The sequence below is a fragment of the Pseudarthrobacter equi genome, from assembly GCF_900105535.1.
In the GTDB taxonomy this organism is placed as follows: domain Bacteria; phylum Actinomycetota; class Actinomycetes; order Actinomycetales; family Micrococcaceae; genus Arthrobacter; species Arthrobacter equi.
On record NZ_LT629779.1, the window covers coordinates 3,182,801 to 3,201,056 of the forward strand.

Here is an 18,256-nt window from a genome sequence, read left to right on the forward strand (position 1 = left end):
GGGCACCCGGGGGGGGGCTCAGGACGCCGCGAGCCTGGCTAGTTGCTGGGCGACGGTGTCGGCGTTGCCGTTGGTGCCGGGCTGGCTTCCGGGGCGGTGCCGGGAATCTTGGCCTCGGCGTCCACGGCCTTCTTCAGTGCCGCTGTGATCCGCTTCTGCGCCTCACCATAAGCGGCGAAGTCACCGGTTGAGAGAGCCGACTGGCCGGCCTGGATGGCGGCATTTGCTTCGTCCAGCGCCGCCTTGAGCTCAGCCTTGGCGTCCGCTCCCGGCTCCGATGGATTAGCCGGCGCGGCTGGCGTCTGCCCGTTGTTGTCCGAGTCGCCCGCCGCTGCGCCGGAATTACCGCCGAACAGCTGCTTGAGTGCTTCGTCCAGGGTGGGCGCGAAGCCCACCTTGTCACCGAACGCCACCAGCACGCGCTGCAGGGTGGGATAGGAGGTCTCACCGGTCGACTTCAGGTAGACCGGCTGCACATACAGGATGCCGCCGCCCACGGGCAGGGTCAGCAGGTTGCCGTTCAGCACGTCCGAGGCACCCTGGCGCAACAGGTTCAGGGCCTGGGACACCGTGGGATCGGAGTTGAACTTGTTCTGCGCCTGGCCCGGGCCGGGGACCTGGGTTTCCGGCGGGATATTGAGCAGGCGCAGCTTGCCGTAGCCCTCACCCTTGACCCCTGCCTGGTTACCGGCGTCGGAATCCGCTGCCAGGAAGCCATAGAGGACGTTGCGGGCGTTGTTGTTCACGATCTGCGGAATGAAGGATGACGTGAGCTGGAACGCCGGCTTGTCCTGGTCAGGCATCTGCAGCGACATGTAGAACGGCGGCTGCTTGACGTCCGTGTCCACTGTGGGATCGGCCGGAACGCTCCAGGCGTCGTTGTTCTTGTAGAAGCTGCGGGGGTCCGTCACGTGGTACTGGCCCAGCAGTTCACGCTGGACCTTGAACAGGTCCTCCGGGTAACGGACGTGGCTCATCACCGCGCCGGACATCTCAGAATAGGGCTTCAGGGACGTGGGAAACACTTTGTTCCAGGCCTTGAGGACAGGGTCCTGGTCATCCCAGGCGTACAGGGTGACGGAGCCGTCGTAGGCGTCCACGGTTGCCTTGACGGAGTTCCGGATGTAGTTCACGGTGCTGTTCGGCAGGGCCACGGCGCGGCCGGAGGTGGTCTGCGTGTCAGCAGTGGCCTCAGACAGCTGTTTTTGCTGCGAGTAAGGGTAGTACTGGCTGGTGGTGTAGCCGTCCACGATCCACTTCACGCGGCCATCAACAACCGCCGGGTAGGCGTTGCCGTCAACGGTGAGGTACGGCGCAACCTTCTGGATGCGTTCCCGGGGGTTGCGGTCGTACAGGACCTGCGAATCGGAGTTCACGCCGTCCGAGAGCAGCAGGTCCGAGGACTGGAACTTGATGGCGTACAGGACCTTGTTGAAGAACGAGCCCACGTTCGGGCCGCCGTTGCCGGTAAACGTGTACTGGGTTTCGCCTTCGCCTTCGCGGCCGGACGGACGGTCCTGCTCACGCGGAGCGGTGCCTTCCGGGGCGCCAACGATCGAGTACTCGGGTGAGGATTCACCGAAGTAGATGCGGGGCTGGTAGGAGGAGTCGTTGCCCAGGACGCCATTGGAGGGGATGCCCGACTGCAGGAATTCAGGCTTGCCGTCCACGGTGAACTTGTTGCCCTTGGCCGCTACCACGCCGTAGCCGTGCGTGTACACGACGTGCTGGTTCAACCAGCCCTGCTGGTTGGCTGCCACGTTGGTGGGGTTCAGTTCCCGGACAGCGATCACGGTGTCCTGGATCTTGCCGTCCACCTCGTACCGGTCAACGTTGAGGGCCTCGGGGAACTGGTAGTACGGGCGGTACTGTTCCAGCTGTGCGAAGGCGTCAGAGATCAGGTTGGGGTCCAGGAGCCGGATGTTTGCGGTGGTCTGCGCGTCCGGGGCCAGGGCACCTGATGTTGCGGTGTTGGTGGCGTCGTAGCGGGTCTCCTGGATTCCATCGAGCCCGTAAGCGCTGCGGGTGTTGTCGATGTTCCGCTGGATGTAGTCCTTCTCCAGCGTTTCTTCCGAGGGACGGACCTGGAACTGCTGGATCACCCAGGGGTACACTCCACCGGCCAGGATGGACGTGATGATCAGCATCGCCGTTCCGATGACCGGCAGGCGCCAGCGGCCGATGATGGCTGCCACGATGAACAGCGCGGCTACCAGCACGGCAGCGACGGCGAGGATGGCCTTCGTGGGGATGACGGCGTTGACGTCCGTGTAGAGGGCACCGGCCCAGCGGCCGCCATTGCTCTGGACCGAGGAATACCGGTCAAGCCAGAAGTTGATGCCCAGCAGGATCAGGAACGCGGCACCGGTGACGGCAATGTGGATCTGGGCGGCACGGGCGGTGTAGACGCCGCGCTCCATGAGCCGGATGCTGCCGTAGAGGTAGTGCGTCAGGATGCCGGCGATGCCGGCAATGACAACCACGCTGATCAGGAAGCCTGTGACGAATCCCAGGAAGGGCAGGACCATCACATAGAAGCTGATGTCCATGTTGAACTGGGGGTCCTGCTTGTTGAAGCCCACCTGGTTGAAGAAGAGCAATACCTTCTGCCACTGGCTCGCGGCCGCGCTTCCGGCGAAGAGGCCGAAGAGGATGGGCAGGCCAATCATGACCACCCGCCGTACAGGTTCCAGCTGTGCCTGGTAGCGGTTGAGGTTGTCCCGGATATCGGAATCAGGCGCGTAGACCGGCCGGGAGCGGTAGGCAATGCGGATGGCGAAGAACACGCCGGCGAACATCAAGGCGAACCCGGCAGCGAAGATGGCGATCTTCGCAAGGTTCTCAGTGATGAAGACTTCCATGAACCCCAGCTGCCGGTACCAAAGGACGTCGGTCCAGACGTTGGCGAAGAAGATGAAGCCCACGACGACGAGGGCAACAACGATCAGGGTGGGCGTCAGCGCGCCGCGTCGGGAAGGGGGTCTGCCGGTGGACATGGTGCTGGCGGGACGGGACAAACTGGGTACCTCATAGCTGGTCGTCAGATATTCGAAGCGTGCGTGCGAGTGACGTACTCCCCCGGCCTGCAGCTGGAATTGTCCGTCACCTTTGCCACGAGTGGCGGTAAGGCTTAGTTCCTGTCGAGTCTAGATGCGCCCAGTCTAGTTGTTTCCGCAGGTGGGCAGGCCCGTTGTGTCCTGGCCGCTGCCGGCACGTTCGACGGCGGACCTTGCCTCCGCGAGCTTGTCCACCTTGACCACCTGGAGCCCGTCCGGGATGTGCCCCACCACTTCCCCGCAGTTTTCCGCGGGTGCCAGGAACAGGGTGGCTCCCCCGGCGCGGGCGCCCTGCATTTTCTGCACGATGCCGCCAATGGCCCCAACAGTGCCGTCAGGCGAAATGGTGCCTGTGCCGGCGATGTGCTTGCCGCCGGTCAGGTCGCCGGGGGTGATGGTGTCGATGATGCCCAGGGAGAACATCAGCCCGGCCGACGGGCCGCCCACTTTGTCCAGCGAAATATGCACATCGAAGGGGAACGTAAACAGGTACTTGAGCATCACCCCGAGGATGAACCGGCCTTCGCCGTTGTCCTTGGGGGTGATGGTCTCAGTCACCGGCTGACCGTCCCGCTCCAGCACCACGGCTGCGGGGGCGCCCTTGCCTGCCGCGAGCTCGTCCTGGATGACGGCCAGTGACGTGATGTCCTTGCCATTGATGGTCTTGAGGACGTCCCCGGTTTGGATCTTGCCTTCCGCAGCCGACCCGTTTGACAGTCCCGCGGCCTCTAGCTGCTGGCCGAACGGGATGTCCAGTTCGTTCAGGGCCGAGGCGACGGCGTTTTCCTGGGAAGTGGTCATGGCGACGGAACTCTGCTGGGCGGCTTCTTCCTTGGTGGTCCCCGTGGGATAGATCAGCTCCACCGGATAGACGGACTTGGACCGGTCAAGCCAGGCGGAGAAAGCGGTGAGGATGCTGACCGGGCTGTTGGGGCCGCCGTCGACGTACACCGTGGTGAGGTCCAAGTTGCCTGCCGCCGGGTAGGACTCATGCCCGGTGACCTTGATGACGGGAGTCCCCTGCCCCTGTCCCAGGGTGTTATACGTGGGTCCCGGGGATTCGATGACGTACGGCACGGGGATGACCCCGACGGCGATGCCCAGGCCCAGCGCCGTCATACCGGCAAGCATCATGGCTGAAACCCTGGGGCTTCGGCGGGGCGCAGGCCCAGTTGGCGCGCCGCCGTCCGCGTCATTGCCGCCGGCCGCTCCGCCGTCGTGATCCCCTTGCCGGGGCTGGGAAAGAAGCTCTGAAGCGTGGTCCTCGGAGGGGTACCCGCCACGGGTTGTAGTCACCCAACAACAGTACGCGGTGGCAGGACCCGGGGGCTCTTTGCCCACAGCGAACGTCAAGCCGGTGCGGCAGACAGCCGCGGATGGCCGGGGTACCGTGAAGGTTGAGCACCAGTCACACCGACGATCGGCGGGATCATGACCTCCAACCCACACAATTCTTCGAACGGCGACGATACCCCCAAGGATCCGTTGGCCGAGATGCTGCAGAACCTGATGGGCGGCAAGGGCATGGAAAACTTCGATCCGGCCGAGCTCGCAAAGGCTGCCGGCCTGCCGAACGATCCCAACCTGCTGGCCCAGATGTTCTCCCAGGTCCAGGCCATGATGAGTGCCCCGTCCGAGGGGCCCGTCAACTGGACGCTGGCACACGACAATGCACGGCGAGTGGCCGCGAGCAGCTCCGATCCGTCGGTTACCTCCCAGCAGTCCCGGGAGGTGGATGAGGCCCTTCGCCTGGCGGAGCTGTGGCTTGACCCGGTCACGGACCTGCCGTCCACCGGACTGATCGGGCGGGCCTGGTCGCGTGCGGAGTGGGTCGAGGCAACACTGGGAACCTGGAAGCGGCTGACGGAGCCCGTGGCGAACAGCATTGCCAATGCCCTCTCCTCCGCCATGACGGAGCAGATGCCCGAGGAAATGAAGTCCATGATGGGCGGCGCCTCCTCGATGCTGCAGAACATGGGCGGCGCCATCTTCGGGATGCAACTGGGCCAGGCCATCGGCGCACTCTCGGCAGACGTTGTCAGCTCCACTGATATCGGCGTGCCGCTTGCGGATCTGGAAATGGCCCTGTTGCCGGCCAACGTTGCCGCTTTCGGGGATGGCCTGTCCCTGCCGGAAAACGACATCCGGCTGTTCCTGGCAGTGCGTGAGGCCGCCCACGCCCGGCTGTTCGTGCAGGTCCCCTGGCTGCGGGGGCACCTCCTCGGAGCCATTGAGGCATATGCCCGCGGCATCCACATCGACACCTCGCGCATCGAAGAGCTGGCCCGGGACCTGGATCCGAGCAACCCCGAGGGAATCCAGGAAGCCCTCTCCCAGGGTGTCTTCATGCCCAAGCGCACCCCTGCGCAGGAGCAGGCCCTGGAAAAGCTCGAAACGGCGCTGGCCCTCGTGGAAGGCTGGGTGGACGAACTGACGGCCGCGGCCACCGAGAATGTGCTCCCCTCCGCTGCCGCGCTGCGTGAAACCGTCCGGCGGCGCCGCGCAACCGGCGGCCCGGCAGAACATGCCTTCGCCTCCCTGGTGGGGCTGGAGCTGCGGCCGCGCCGCCTCCGGGACGCGGCCACGCTGTGGGCCGCCCTCAAGGACGAGCGCGGCGTCGAAGGCCGGGACGCCATCTGGCACCACCCGGACCTGCTGCCCACCGCCGAGGACCTGGACGATCCCAAGGGTTTCAGCGCCCGCCGCAAGCTGGCAGAGGCCAGCGACAGCGAAGTGGACGATGCCCTGCAGAAGCTGCTCAGTGGTGGTTTTGATGCCCCAGCCACCGACGACGCCAACGAAACGTCGGCTGGCGCCGCGGAGAACGGCGACGGAGCCGCGGGTTCCGGCTCAGCCGGCTCCGGCGGCGACAGCACCGATAACGACGGCACAGATAACGACACTACCGACGACGGCGGCGAAGGTACCCAGCCGAAGGCCTGACCTTCCCGCTGCGGCGGCAGCGCATTCCACCTAGTCGGCGTCCTCCGGCCAGCCCTCGGGCTCCGGCAGGGCGCCGGCTTTGTCGTCTCCGGCTCCGCGGCCGTTGGCCAGGCCGCGCGCGGAGGCAAAGGACACCCCTTCAAGGAATGCTTTCGCCCGCTGCGTTTCCGGGTACGCCTCGAGCAGCTTCCAGAACGCGGCGTTGTGCCCGGCCACGAGGAGGTGCGCGAGTTCGTGCAGCAGGACATAGTCAATGACCCACTGGGGCATCGGCTTCAGCTTGTCCGAAAGCCGGATGGTGCCCTCCGCCGGGGTGGCGGAGCCCCAACGTGAATTCTGGTTGCTGACCCACCGGACGGAAGCCGGAGCTGACCGTCCCCCCAGGTACTGGGCAGAAAGGTGGGCGGCGTGGGCCGCGAGGGCGGCATCGGACGCCGGCCGTTTCCTGCCCGCCGCGCTGCGCCGCTCCCCCTGCCGCTGCAACTTTGCCAGCATGCGCCGAACCCACTCGGTTTCCTGGGCCGAGGTAAACCGCGCAGGGATGGCGACGACGGCAGTCCCATCCTCCCAAAACGCAGCCACCGTACGGGTCCGGCGGGAAGACCGCCTGACCTCCACCGGCGCGCCGTCGGCTGTGGTCAGTGTGGGCGGCCCGCCGGACCTCACAGCTCGGTGCTCTCGGTCAGCACCCGCAGGACGTCTTCGCCGTACTTCTCAAGCTTTGATGGACCCACACCCGCCAGGCCGGCAAGGTCCTCGATTGATGCCGGCCTCGCCTCGGCGATGGCGGTCAGGGTGGCGTCGGTGAAGACCACGAACGCTGGCACATCGGCAGAGAGTGCCACTTCACGGCGCCAGGTCCGCAGGGCTTCGAACGTCTGTTCCTCGTAGCTGGGCGGGCACGCATTGCACCGTCCCACCTTGCGCTCCGCGCCGGAGGACAGCATGCTGCCGCAGACCCTGCACACTGCCGGGGCGGCAGCCTTCCGCCGTGGAGCCGGGCCCTTCCCGCGGGTGCTGGACGTGGCCACGGAATTGGGACGGAGTCCGTCAAGGAACCTGGACGGTTTCCGGTTTGCCCGGCCGCCCGGCGTCCGCGCCGTACTCCAGGACAGGGAAAGGTTCTCCCGCGCACGGGTGATGCCGACGTACAAAAGCCGGCGCTCTTCATCCACCGATTCCGGGGAATCGGCGAAGGAGATGGGCATCAGGCCTTCACTGAGGCCCACCAGGAACACCGCGTCCCATTCCAGGCCTTTTGCGGCGTGCAGGGACGCCAGGGTGACGCCCTGCACTGTGGGGGCGTGCTGGGCGAGCGAACGTTCCTGGAGTTCGTTGACGAAGTCCGCCAGTCCGAACTCCGGTCCACGGACCTGGACCAGCTCATCGGCGAGGGCCACCAGTGCCGCCAGGGACTCCCACCGTTCCCGCAGTGCACCGCCGCTGTGCGGGGCGGAGTCCGTATACCCAAGGGAGGAGACGATGTCCCGGACCAACTGCCCGAGCGGTTCGCTGGCTCCCTCTTCACTCACCGCCCTGGTGGCGGCACGCAGCTGGAGGATGGCGTCCCGTACTTCCTTGCGGGCAAAGAACCTCTCGCCGCCGCGGAGCTGGTAGCCGATGCCGGCGGCGGCCAGTGCCTGCTCGTAGGCCTCGGACTGCCCGTTGGTGCGGAAAAGGATGGCAACTTCGCTTGCCGGGGTGCCGGCGTCGAGCAGTGCCTTGATCTTTTGGGCGACGGTGGCCGCCTCGGCTTCGTCGTCGGTGCACTCGGTAAAGGTGGGCACCGGGCCGGCGGGACGCTGCGCCACCAGTTGCAGGGGCGCGGCCCACGCGGCATCCGCTGCCGGACCACCGCTGCGACGTCCGCCCAGCAGGTCGTTTGCCAGCTTCACCACCTGGGGTGTGGACCGGTAATCGCGGATCAGCTTGACCACGTTGGCCTGCGGGTACCGGGCCTTGAAATCCAGGAGGTGCCGGGGCGAGGCGCCGGTGAAGGAGTAGATGGTCTGGCTTGCGTCGCCCACCACGCAGAGTTCGTCCCGGCCACCGAGCCAAAGCTCCAGCAGCCGCTGCTGCAGGGGCGAAACGTCCTGGTACTCGTCCACCACGAAGTGACGGTACTGCTCCCGGACGGTGGCAGCCACTTTCTCGTCCTCCTGCAGTATCCCCACGGTGATGAGGAGGACGTCCTCGAAGTCGATGACGTTGCGGTCTGTCTTCACGTCCTCGTAGGACTGGAAGACGCGGGCCACGGCGGTGAGGTCGAAGCCGCCCGGGGCGCCCCTGTCCTGGGCGTTTTCCAGGTAGTTGGCCGGGGTCAGCATGGAAACCTTGGCCCACTCGATTTCCGAGGCGAGGTCGCGGATGGAAGCCCTGTCAGTGCTGAGCCGCAGCCGGCGGGCAGCCTCCGCCAGGGTCTGTGCCTTGTGCTCCAGGAGGTTCGGCAGCGTGCCGCCAACGGCCTGCGGCCAGAAGAACTGCAGCTGGCGCAGCGCCGCCGCATGGAACGTCCGGGCCTGCACGTTGCCTGCCCCAAGGTCCCGGAGCCGGCTTCGCATCTCCGCCGCGGCCCGCGCCGTGAAAGTCACGGCCAGGAGCCGCTGCGGTGTGTAGACGCCGGAGTGGACCCCATAGGCGATGCGGTGGGTGATGGCCCGGGTTTTTCCGGTTCCGGCACCTGCCAGGACGCACAAGGGTCCGTTCAGGGTGCTGGCCACCTCGCGCTGTTCGGCGTCCAGCCCGCCCAGGATGCGGTCCTCCAGTGAGGCAGTACCGTCCTGCGAAAGGGCTCCGGTGAAGTTGTCTGTAGTCACGTCTATTGCTCTGTGTCCCGTTGCTGCTTTGTTCGACTGCCGCGCCAGTCTTGTGAATATGGATCTCAGACGTCGGCGAGGTCCCGGATCCGGCCGCCGTACCAGTGTTCAATGAGTGCCCGGGCGATGGAGAGCCTGCTGGAAATGGTGATCTCGCCGCTGAGCACGGCGTCCTGGAGTTCCTCCCGGCTGAACCAGCGCGCCCTGGTGACCTCCACGCCGTCGGGCGTTGCCACGGCGTCATCGGTGACGGCGGTAAATCCAAGCATAAGGGAGGCGGGGAAAGGCCACGACTGCGAGCCCAAGTACTGGCAGGCTTTCACGCGGACACCCACCTCCTCGAACAGCTCCCTGACCACGGCTTGTTCCAGCGACTCCCCGGGTTCGACGAAGCCGGCCAGGGTGGAGAAGTTTTTTGCGTCGGCCGGCCCCCCGCCGCCCAGGAGCAGGCGGCCATCCGGGCCCACCACCGTCACGATGATGGCAGGATCTGTCCGCGGATAGTGCTCGGACGAATCCGCGGGGCAACGCCGCACCCAGCCTCCGGCCTGCACTTCAGTGGGCGTGCCGCACCGCGGACAGTGCGTATGGCCGGCGTGCCAGTTGGCAATGGCACTCGCCTCCACAAAGAGCGCTGTCGCCGTGGGACCCAGGCCGGCGGCCACATCACGGAACCCGGCCCATGAAGCCTCTTCGGGAACGCCTGCCGTTCCCGGCTCGACCGGGGCGGGCAGCACGAACAGCAGCAGTTCCGTCCCCGTGGGAAGATCGGCCGCCGGCAACGCGGAACCCAGGTAAACCATCAGCTCCGGAACGGTACCCGCCGCCGCCAGCTCCGCGTGCAGGGAGCGGGCGTTGGAAAGGAGCAGGCTGCCCCCGCTCACCAGCCCTTGCCTGCCTGCCAACACAACCGCCAGGGTGTCCGGAGCGGCCAGGAGCTCTTCCACCATTCCTGCCTTCATCCGTTCCGTGGAGCCCCTGTCCACCAGGGCGGGCCGCACCGGAAGCAGGGTGTCGCGAAGATGGTTGGCAGCCAGGAGTCCCGGCCCGTCCGGCATGATGGCTGGTTGCCCTTGGGCGGGCGTTTCCTGGTGGACGGGCGTGGCAGACTCCGCGTGGCTCATGACTCCACCGTACTGACTGGGACTGACATTTGAACATTTTGGCCCCGTTGGGTATCCCCCTGTTTTGCACGTATCTGGAGACTCGCCGCTACCGGACCGGCGTCTTGGACGGCGGGCAATCTACCGTGGGACGGTGAGAAGAAAACCGATTGAACTGGCAGCCGTTGCAACCGCAGCAGTCCCCGGACTGACCCCGACGGCAGTTAGCTCCGCTCCGGATGATCCCGCGGACTTCGACTCGGCGCTGCTCCTTGACTCCGAAGGCAAACGCTGGCGCGTCAGGTCACCCCGCCATGCGGAAGCCAGCGCCCGGCTGGAAACGGAATTCCTCGTCCTTCGTGCCTTCGCTCCTGCCATCCGGGCTGAACTGCCGTTCCTCATGCCCACGGTGGCTGGCAGCGTCCGGCTGGGAACCCTGAGCACCTTCGTCTACTCGCACCTGGCCGGCAGCACCCGCAGCGTTGAGGACCTCACCGCCGGCCCGGCTCCGCTGGCCCGGGAGATCGGCGCTGCCCTGGCAGCCATCCATGACCTTCCGAGGTCGCTGGTCAGCAACGCCGACCTGCCCAGCTACACCCCCAATGAGTTCCGCCAGCGGCGCCTTAATGAGCTGGACCAGGCGGCCACCACCGGCAAAATTCCTTCGGCGCTGCTGCTGCGCTGGGAACACGCCATGGAAGACGTGTCGCTCTGGCGCTTCAATCCCTGCGTGGTGCACGGCGACCTGCACGAGGACAACCTCCTGGTGGAGGGCCAGCGCGTCACGGCAGTCACGGGATGGACCGATCTGCGGATCGGCGACCCCGCCGACGATTTCGCATGGCTGGTGGCCTCCAACGAACAGGACTTTGTTGACGCAGTCCTGGCTGGCTACACCGCCAGCCGCCGCGACACCCCGGACGCGCACCTGCTGCGCCGGGCAGCCCTGTCTGCGGAGTTTGCCCTCGCCCAGTACCTGGTCAAGGGCATCGCCGCGGGGGACGCCGAAATGGTGGCCGAAGCAGAGGGCATGCTTGAAACGCTGGCCGCTGACATCGCGGAGCACGGAGGCCAACCCATCAGTGTCGAACCCCAGCCGCCAATCCAGCCAGGGCAGACGGCCGACGTGGCGCCGGCAGGTTCGGGCGCCGGCACCGCATCGGACACCCAGTCCCCGGAGGGCCAGTCCCACGCGGGTTCTTCCACGCAGGAAGCGCTCGACGGCGGCCCGGCGGCGGGAATGCCCGCCGTGACGGTTGTTCCGGTGCCGGTCCAGCCCTCAGTTTCCGCCATTCCGTTGCCGGCGCAAGCAGCAGTTCACGTGACCAGGATTCCTGAGGCGCCTGCCGCAGCAGCAAAGGGCGAGGGCGTGCCGGCCACGGAGCACGGCAGCGACACGGCTTCCCCGGCCGACGCGGACCAGGGCGCCGGCAGAGCAGGAGACGATACCTCCACTGCGGCCCTTTCCGTCATCAAAACCAACCCCGGCCAGTAACCGTTCGCTGCCGAGCCCGGCAGCGAACGGTTACTGGTTGGCAACAGCCGCGGCAACGATCCCTTCAAGTTCTGCTGCTGTCCCGAGATCGTGGGGCCGGACTACCTCGTTGTCTCCCACGTAGAAGAACGCTGCCCGTACCGATTCAACTGGAACGTCCATGAGCCGCGCCCAGGCAAGCCGGTAGACAGCAAGCTGTACGGCCCGCGTCTTGAGCCGCGCGCCCGACGGCCTTCGCCCCGTCTTCCAGTCGACCAGATCCCAGCGTCCGTCGGCGTCGCGGAACACAGCATCGATCCGACCACGCACCACCACGTCGCCCACCCGGGTTTCCACCGGAACTTCCACGTAGGCAGGCGCCCGGTCGGCCCATTCCGAAGACCGGAAAGTTGCCACCATGGCGTCGAGGTCGTAAGCGGCATCAATGTGGTCATCAGACCCTGGGGCCTCGCCGAGGTCGAGCATTCCCGCGGAGCCGAAGTAGTCCTCCACCCATGCGTGGAAGGCTGTCCCCTTGCGGGCGGACATGCCAGGTTCTCTTGGTACGGGCCGGCGGAGCCTGGCCAGCACGGCCGCCGGATCCTCCTCCAGGTCAACCAGGGTGGAAGCAGAGATGTGGGTTGGCAGGTGGACGTCCTGTCCCTGGGACCGGCGTGAACGGCGTTGCAGCAGCAACGCAGCTTCCCGGGCCCAGCCGGCTGCCGGGCCGGCCAATCCGGGGTTTTTGGCCGGGTCCTGCTGGGCCAGGAGATTGGCGGGCCCTTTTTCCAGTTCGGCCAGCACCCTCGCTGCGGCGGCTTCCATGGGTGCCCTGCGCCCTCCGGAGAGACGGAGCCGTTCTCCCGAACGGGGATCAATTGGTCCTTCCAGGGGATCGTAAGGCCAGCCCGCCACTTCCGTTTCCAGCGTCAGAGGGCTGTTTTCCGGCAGGGCTTCTTCATCGAGTGACAGGGGATGCACGCTTGCACGGGCCAGTGATCCGGCCGCCGGCACCGCCAAGGTTTCCAGTTCGGCAAGGAAGGGGGACATGGTGCTCCGGCCCGACCGCGAGCCTACCCAGGCAGCGCTGGACACCCACAGGACATGTTTTGCCCGGGTATAGGCCACGTAGGCAAGCCTGCGTTCCTCCGATTCACCGTGTACCTGCACGGCTGCCTTGAAGTCTTTTTCGGCATCGATCCAGCCCTTCTGGTCCGGCTGGTCCAGGTCCCATTGCGGGAGGTCGGACCGGTCCCCGCGAAGCGGCCACGGAAGCGCAGCGGTTCCGCTGCTCCAGCGTGAATCCTTGTCGGTGGGGAAAGCCCCGGCGTTCAGCCCCGGAACGAACACCGCATCCCATTCCAGCCCCTTGGAGGCGTGAACCGTCAGGAGCTGGACGGCTTCCCGGTTCACGTCCCCGGGCGGGGCCTCGAGGCCGTTTTCCTCAGCAGCTGCTGCCTCGAGCCACGAAAGGAACGCGAGGATGTCCACCCTGTGGGACGTGCGCAGGAACCCGGCAGCAGCGTCCTGGAAGGCGTCGAGGTTCCGCCGGGCCTGGTGGATGCTGACACCGGGCACGGCCGCAACTTCGATGTCGAGGAGCATGGCCCGTTCAACTTCGCCCAGCAGGGTGGTGAGGTCATCGCCAAGGTAGCCACGAAGCTGGCGCAGCTCGACGGACAGACGCTGGAGCCTCCCGCGGGCAACCTCCGTCAGGGACCGCCCGGCGGAGGAGGTCCAGCCCTCGCGGGGCAGCCAGTCAAGGGCTTCGACCAGGCTGGCGCCGTCGGTCAGGTCAGACTCCGGGACCGTTCCGTCGTCGTCCCCGGGTTCATCACCCTCCGGACTTGTTGAAAGCTGCCCGCGCCGGCGGGCCAGGTGGCTGGACCAGTCGCGCAGCGCCATCAGGTCTGCCGGTCCAATCCGCCAGCGGGCACCAGCCAGCAGGCGCATCAAAGCATCGGACCTGCCGGGGTCGGCCAGGACCCTGAGGGTGGCCACCAGATCCACCACTTCCGGGGTATCCAAGAGCCCGCCGAGCCCTACAATTTCGTAGGCAATGCCGCGTGCCTCAAACTGCCGGCGGATCGTTTCCATCTGGGCACGGCGCCGGCACAGGACGGCGAGCGCCGGGGCCACCGACGATCCGTCCGCATTGGTTTCAAAGTCAGTGACCCGGTACTTCAGGACATCGTCCGCGAGCGCAGCGGCCTCTTCAGCGTCGCTGGCGAAGCGCCCCAGGACCACCCTGCCCTCCACTGCGAACGGACTGGGCTGCAGCGGCGGCACGCTGGCCGCGGCTGTGGCTCCCCCGCCGGCCGGTCCGCGCTGCGCTTCTGCCTTGGCCAGGGATTCAGACATGACATTGGCGGCGGCCAGGATCGACTTGCCGTTCCGCCAGGCCGTTGTCAGGTACGACGTGGGGGCCGGCTCCCACTGGGCGGGGCCTTCCGCCGGGCCGGCGCGGACCGGGAACTCGCGGACGAAGTGGAACAGCTGCCCTGCCGAGGCGCCCCGGAATCCGTAGATGGATTGATTGGGATCGCCCACCGCCGTGACGGCGTGACCGCCGCCGAACAGGCGCGAGAACAGGACCAGCTGGGCATAGGAGGTGTCCTGGAATTCATCAAGCAGCACCACCTTGTACCGCTGCCGCTCCATGTGTGCCGCGAGGGGAACATCGCGGGCCACCCGGGCGGCCAGGGAAACCAGGTCCCCGAAGTCCAGCGCTCCCCTGGCGCGTTTGGCATCCGTGTAGCGGCCCACCATGTCCGCCACGCTGGCCCGCGTCCTCAGCATGCGTGCGATGTCCGCGGCTGCCTGCGGCGGATTTTTCTGCTTCTCGGCGAGGTACGGCAGCGCCTCATAGTCGGCAAGCCGGGCCATCAGCCAGGCCTCCACCTCCTCGGGCTCCTGCAGGTGTTCGGCACATTCGCCGGCCAGCTGGACGACGGCCTTCACGAGGGTGGACTTGGCCGCGCGGAAGTGGCCGTACTCGCCGTCGTACGCCTCGACGACTTCGGTGGCGAGTTGCCACGCCTGCGCCCCGCCCAGGAGCACCACGTCCCGCTCGACGCCGAGCCGAAGCCCGTAGTCCGACACGACGCCGCTGGCGAAGGAATGGTAGGTGGAGACCTTGGGCTCAAGGGCGTCACTGCTGATCATCCCGGCCGGAAACAGGGGTGCGCCGGTGCCCCGGGACGCCACCCGCTGCAACGCCACGAGTTTGGCCCTGATCCGCGACGCGAGTTCGCCGGCGGCTTTCCGGGTAAATGTCACGCCGAGGACTTCCTCGGGCCGGACCCAGCCGTTGGCCACCAGCCACACCACACGGTCCGCCATGGTGGCGGTCTTGCCCGAACCTGCCCCTGCAATGACCAGACGCGGCGTCAGAGGCGAGGAGATAATTGCCGACTGCTCCTCGGTGGGAACGTTCTTCTCACCCAGCAGGACCGAAAGTTCCTCAGGGCTGAAGCGCACGGGCGGCGGGAATTCGGCGTCAGCAGGTTCGGCGGTTGGCCGGCCGTCGAGGGGCACCTGCACATCCTGGCTCATTCGGTCACCTGCCGTCCGCGGGCACAGAGCGGGCAGACCTCAGGGAGCCTGCAGCCGTGTCCGCCAAAGCTTCCCTTACCGGGGTCATGCCTGGCCTCAAACGTGTTGCCTCCCATGACGGCTGCGGCCTCCTTGACCATGTCGAGCGCCCAGTTGTCCTGCGGGTCCAGCGGCTCCTGTTCCTGGACAGCGGGCGACTTCGCCGTTGTACCCAGCTGGGCAAGGACCGCCCCGCCGGGAAGCACCTGCCTGGTGTCGCTGCCATCGCCGAAACCGCCCGCGAGGACGGCGGCCTGGTAGGCGCCCAGCTGCGGGTGGCTGGCCAATTCAGTCTTCCCCGGCTGCCGTTTCCCTGTTTTCAGATCGACGATGACCAGTCTTCCCTCGCTGTCGATTTCGAGCCGGTCCACCTGGCCGCGGAGCACTGCTTCCCGCGGAGATGCGTCATCGAGCAACACTTCTCCCAGGGCAACGTCAAAGTCCTGTTCCACGCCGAGCAGGCTGCGTCCGCTGCCGCGCATCGCCAGCACGTATTGGGCGAGCTTCCGCACCATGGCCTCGGCCCTCTGGTGGTCGAGCCTGCCCTCCCAGTTGTCTTTCATTCCCAGCTGCGGCCAGCGCCGGGCAAGCTCTGCAACGTATTCGTGGCCGGACGCGTCAGGCATGTCCTGGGCGATGGCGTGGACCAGTGTGCCGAGGCTGCGGGCAAAGTCCGTCGCCGCTTCGCCGCCGGCTGCCTGGACGAACCAGTCCAACGGTGATTTCTGCACGGATTCGACCTTTGAGGGGGAGACAAACACCGTGCCGCCCGGCGGCACCACGGCGTCGGCGGATGTGAGCGGCTGAATCCCCCACCAGCTGTCCGGATGGGCGCCCGCGACCGGAGGCTCGGCGGCCGCGAGGCCTGCCAGGACCTTCGCCGCCTCCTGCGCCTGGGCGCCCTCAAGCTGTGCGTGCTGGCGAAGCTCCGCGACGAGGGCACGCAGCGTCATGGGCCGTTCAACTGCCGTGAAGCTCCGTGCATCCCCACCCGGAGCCAACGGTGCCGCGTAGTCCAGGAACGACGACGGCTGGTCGTCCTCGGAGGCCACAGCAGTGCAGATCAGCAGTTCCTCCGCACGGGAGACGGCAGTGGAAAAGCTGCGGAGTTCGTCATACCGGATATCGCGCAGCCGGCTGAGCGGGTCGCGCTGCAGGGCGTAGGCCGTCCCGTGCTCAACAGCGTCAGCGTAGAGTGTGCTGCCCAGGAGCTCCCCCCGGAGCCTGGTATTGGGCCACACCCCTTCCTGCAGGCCTGCGATGAGGACTACTGGCCATTGGCGTCCCGCGGCGCTGGCCGGGGTCATGAGTTCGACGGCGTCGTCCACCTGGGCACGGGCGGCGAGAGTGTCCATGGGCAGCTCCTGGTTCAGGAGATATTCCAGAAACTGTTCCGGGCCGGCGCCGGGCATCTGGTCCACGTAGCGCTCTGCCGTGTGGAACAGGGCCATCATCGCGTCCAGGTCCCGGTCCGCCCGGGCGCCGTGCGGTCCCCCGGCCAGTGCGGTTTCCGTCCAGGCCGCGGAAAGTCCGGTGGCGCTCCACAGGGCCCACAGCACAGACTCGGCGTTGGCCCCCGGCTGGCCTGCCGCTTCCTTGCCGGACTGGATCATCCGGGCAGTCCGGCGGGCGGCACGGCCTTCAATCCCCAGGCTCCCCAGTGCCCCTGGTTCCAGGAGCGCCTCGACCAGCAGGGAGTCGCTGCCGCGGCCGCCCCCGCCCGTCAGCTCCTCGCGCCGAAGCGATTGCCGGAGCCGCCGGAGTTCAAGGGGGGTGGCTCCACCGATCCTGGACGTCAGGAGCGATACCGCCGCTTCGGGTGTCAGGAGCGAGGGGTCCAGGGCGATGGCATAGGCGTCCAGGAGGGGGCGGACGGCCACTTCGTCACGCACCGCCGACTCAGCCACCGGGACCCGCACCGGGACGCCCTGCCCGGACAGATAGCGCTGCAGTTCGCTGACCTGGCCGCCGTTGCGAACGATGACTGCGATGTCCGTCAGGGGCCGGCCCTGACCGATGTGCTGGTCGAGAATCCGCTGGGCCACGTACCGCAACTCGTGGACGGCCGAGGGCACCAGATGGGCTTCAACCCGGCCCGGATCATCGCCGGCGGAGCCTTGCTCCAGGCGGCGCGAAAGCTGGCCGCCGGCCCGCTGGGAGATGCGGCCTGCCACACCAAGCCAAGCTTCCGCGACAGCGGGAGCCTGGCGGTGGGCGTGCCATAGTGGCCTTTCGAGCACCAGGGCCTCCGGCGACAGCAGCCGGGGCAACTCGGCCACAAGATCGGGCCGGGCGCCGCGGAACCCCTGGACCACGGTGTCCGGAGACGAGGTGACCAGGCAGTCCTTGCCGGCGGCGATGTCTGCCAACAGTTCGAAGACCGCAGGGTTGGCTTCCTGGATGTCATCCACCAGGATCAGCTGCAGCCGTTGCCGCTCCGCGGCGAGGAATTCCGGGGCGTCCTGGAAGATCTGCCGGGCAGCGGTGATGATGCCGGCCGGATCGAAGGCCTCCGGCATGCGCAGGTCCAGCACATCCCTGTATTCGCTGTAGAGGGCGGCCGCCGCGATCCAGTCCTGCCTGCCACACGCCCTGCCCAGCTCCACCAGGTCGGCGGGTGTCCGGCCGGACTCGATGATGCGGTCGAACAGCTGGCGGACTTCCTGCCGGAACCCGCGGGTCTCCAGGGCACCCGAAAGGTCGGCGGGCCAGGGCAGTTCCAGCCCGGGCAGCCGGTGCCCTTCCAGCAGCTCCTTGATAATCAGGTCCTGTTCCGGACCCGAGAGGAGCCGCGGCGGCCTGGAAAGGGGGATGATGCCTTCAGCCTTGGCCCTCCTGATGAGGTCGAATGCGTAGGAGGCCCAGGTCCGCGCGGGAGTGGTGCTAAGGCTTCTGTCCAGACGGGCGGTGAAGCGGTCGCGGAGGTGGTCCGCCGCCAGCCGTGTTGGGGCGAGGATCAGGATCCCTGCAGGGTCAAGGCCGTCTCGGTGGACCCGTTCTACGGCGGCCTCGACAAGGACGGTGGTCTTGCCGGTTCCGGGAGCTCCCGGAACCAGCACAGGCCCGGAACCGGCCGCGACGTCGACGGCGGCTTGCTGGTCCGGGGTCAGTGCGGGCCGTTGGGCATGGGACTGGCTCGGAGGAAGCAGCCTGAGGGGGCCGGAGCCGGAGAGCATACCCTGCGCAGCGCGGCCGCCAGGAGCTTCCCCGCCCGCCCCGCCGCGGTCGCCAAAAACCTGGACAGCCGGGTCCGGGTAGTCCTCGAGGGGG

The 18,256-nt window shown here is 67.2% G+C and carries 9 protein-coding genes; 2 read left to right on the forward strand and 7 right to left on the reverse strand.

The annotated features are described in order from the left end of the window. Positions 1-38: 38 nt before the first annotated feature. Both BLT71_RS14395 and BLT71_RS14400 read right to left on the reverse strand, forming a co-directional pair. Positions 39-2,996, reverse strand: a complete 2,958-nt coding sequence (locus BLT71_RS14395; protein ID WP_172829981.1) for a UPF0182 family membrane protein — start codon at positions 2,994-2,996, stop codon at positions 39-41. Between the two features lie 165 nt (positions 2,997-3,161). Next, positions 3,162-4,352: a YlbL family protein gene (locus BLT71_RS14400; RefSeq protein ID WP_231994302.1), complete on the reverse strand. Its 1,191-nt coding sequence runs from the start codon at positions 4,350-4,352 to the stop codon at positions 3,162-3,164. 135 nt (positions 4,353-4,487) lie between these two features. Here BLT71_RS14400 and BLT71_RS14405 point away from each other — a divergent pair, with 135 nt between their 5' ends. Continuing rightward, positions 4,488-5,999: a zinc-dependent metalloprotease gene (locus BLT71_RS14405; RefSeq protein ID WP_091721523.1), complete on the forward strand. Its 1,512-nt coding sequence runs from the start codon at positions 4,488-4,490 to the stop codon at positions 5,997-5,999. Between the two features lie 30 nt (positions 6,000-6,029). Here BLT71_RS14405 and BLT71_RS14410 read toward each other — a convergent pair whose 3' ends face one another. The 3 genes from BLT71_RS14410 to nudC form a co-directional block, all read right to left on the reverse strand. Further along, on the reverse strand, positions 6,030-6,665 hold the full coding sequence (locus tag BLT71_RS14410) for a M48 metallopeptidase family protein (protein WP_091721524.1): 636 nt from the start codon (positions 6,663-6,665) through the stop codon (positions 6,030-6,032). Then, a complete protein-coding gene (locus tag BLT71_RS14415) occupies positions 6,662-8,815 on the reverse strand; it encodes an ATP-dependent DNA helicase UvrD2 (RefSeq protein WP_091721527.1) in 2,154 nt (717 codons plus the stop codon). The genes BLT71_RS14410 and BLT71_RS14415 overlap by 4 nt, the downstream gene beginning before the upstream one ends. Positions 8,816-8,880: 65 nt before the next feature. Then, entirely contained in the window at positions 8,881-9,939 is a 1,059-nt protein-coding gene (nudC, locus tag BLT71_RS14420) for an NAD(+) diphosphatase (RefSeq protein WP_091721530.1), read from the reverse strand. Between the two features lie 133 nt (positions 9,940-10,072). Here nudC and BLT71_RS14425 point away from each other — a divergent pair, with 133 nt between their 5' ends. Next, the gene (locus BLT71_RS14425; RefSeq protein WP_091721532.1) at positions 10,073-11,413 is read left to right on the forward strand and encodes a macrolide 2'-phosphotransferase; all 1,341 of its coding nucleotides are present in this window, start codon (positions 10,073-10,075) and stop codon (positions 11,411-11,413) included. Between the two features lie 30 nt (positions 11,414-11,443). On the opposite strand, the gene BLT71_RS14430 is transcribed toward BLT71_RS14425, so the two are convergent. Further along, positions 11,444-14,947: an ATP-dependent helicase gene (locus BLT71_RS14430; RefSeq protein ID WP_091721535.1), complete on the reverse strand. Its 3,504-nt coding sequence runs from the start codon at positions 14,945-14,947 to the stop codon at positions 11,444-11,446. Next, the gene (locus BLT71_RS14435) at positions 14,944-18,162 is read right to left on the reverse strand and encodes an ATP-dependent helicase (RefSeq protein ID WP_091724049.1); all 3,219 of its coding nucleotides are present in this window, start codon (positions 18,160-18,162) and stop codon (positions 14,944-14,946) included. Before BLT71_RS14435 ends, BLT71_RS14430 begins: the two co-directional genes overlap by 4 nt. Positions 18,163-18,256 lie beyond the last annotated feature (94 nt).

Coding starts and splice junctions, on each gene's coding strand:
- nudC (WP_091721530.1), bottom strand. CDS start 9,939: ATGAGCCACGCGGAGTCTGCCACGCCCGTCCACCAGGAAACGCCCGCC.
- BLT71_RS14435 (WP_091724049.1), bottom strand. CDS start 18,162: ATGCTCTCCGGCTCCGGCCCCCTCAGGCTGCTTCCTCCGAGCCAGTCC.
- BLT71_RS14395 (WP_172829981.1), bottom strand. CDS start 2,996: ATGTCCACCGGCAGACCCCCTTCCCGACGCGGCGCGCTGACGCCCACC.
- BLT71_RS14430 (WP_091721535.1), bottom strand. CDS start 14,947: ATGAGCCAGGATGTGCAGGTGCCCCTCGACGGCCGGCCAACCGCCGAA.
- BLT71_RS14405 (WP_091721523.1), top strand. CDS start 4,488: ATGACCTCCAACCCACACAATTCTTCGAACGGCGACGATACCCCCAAG.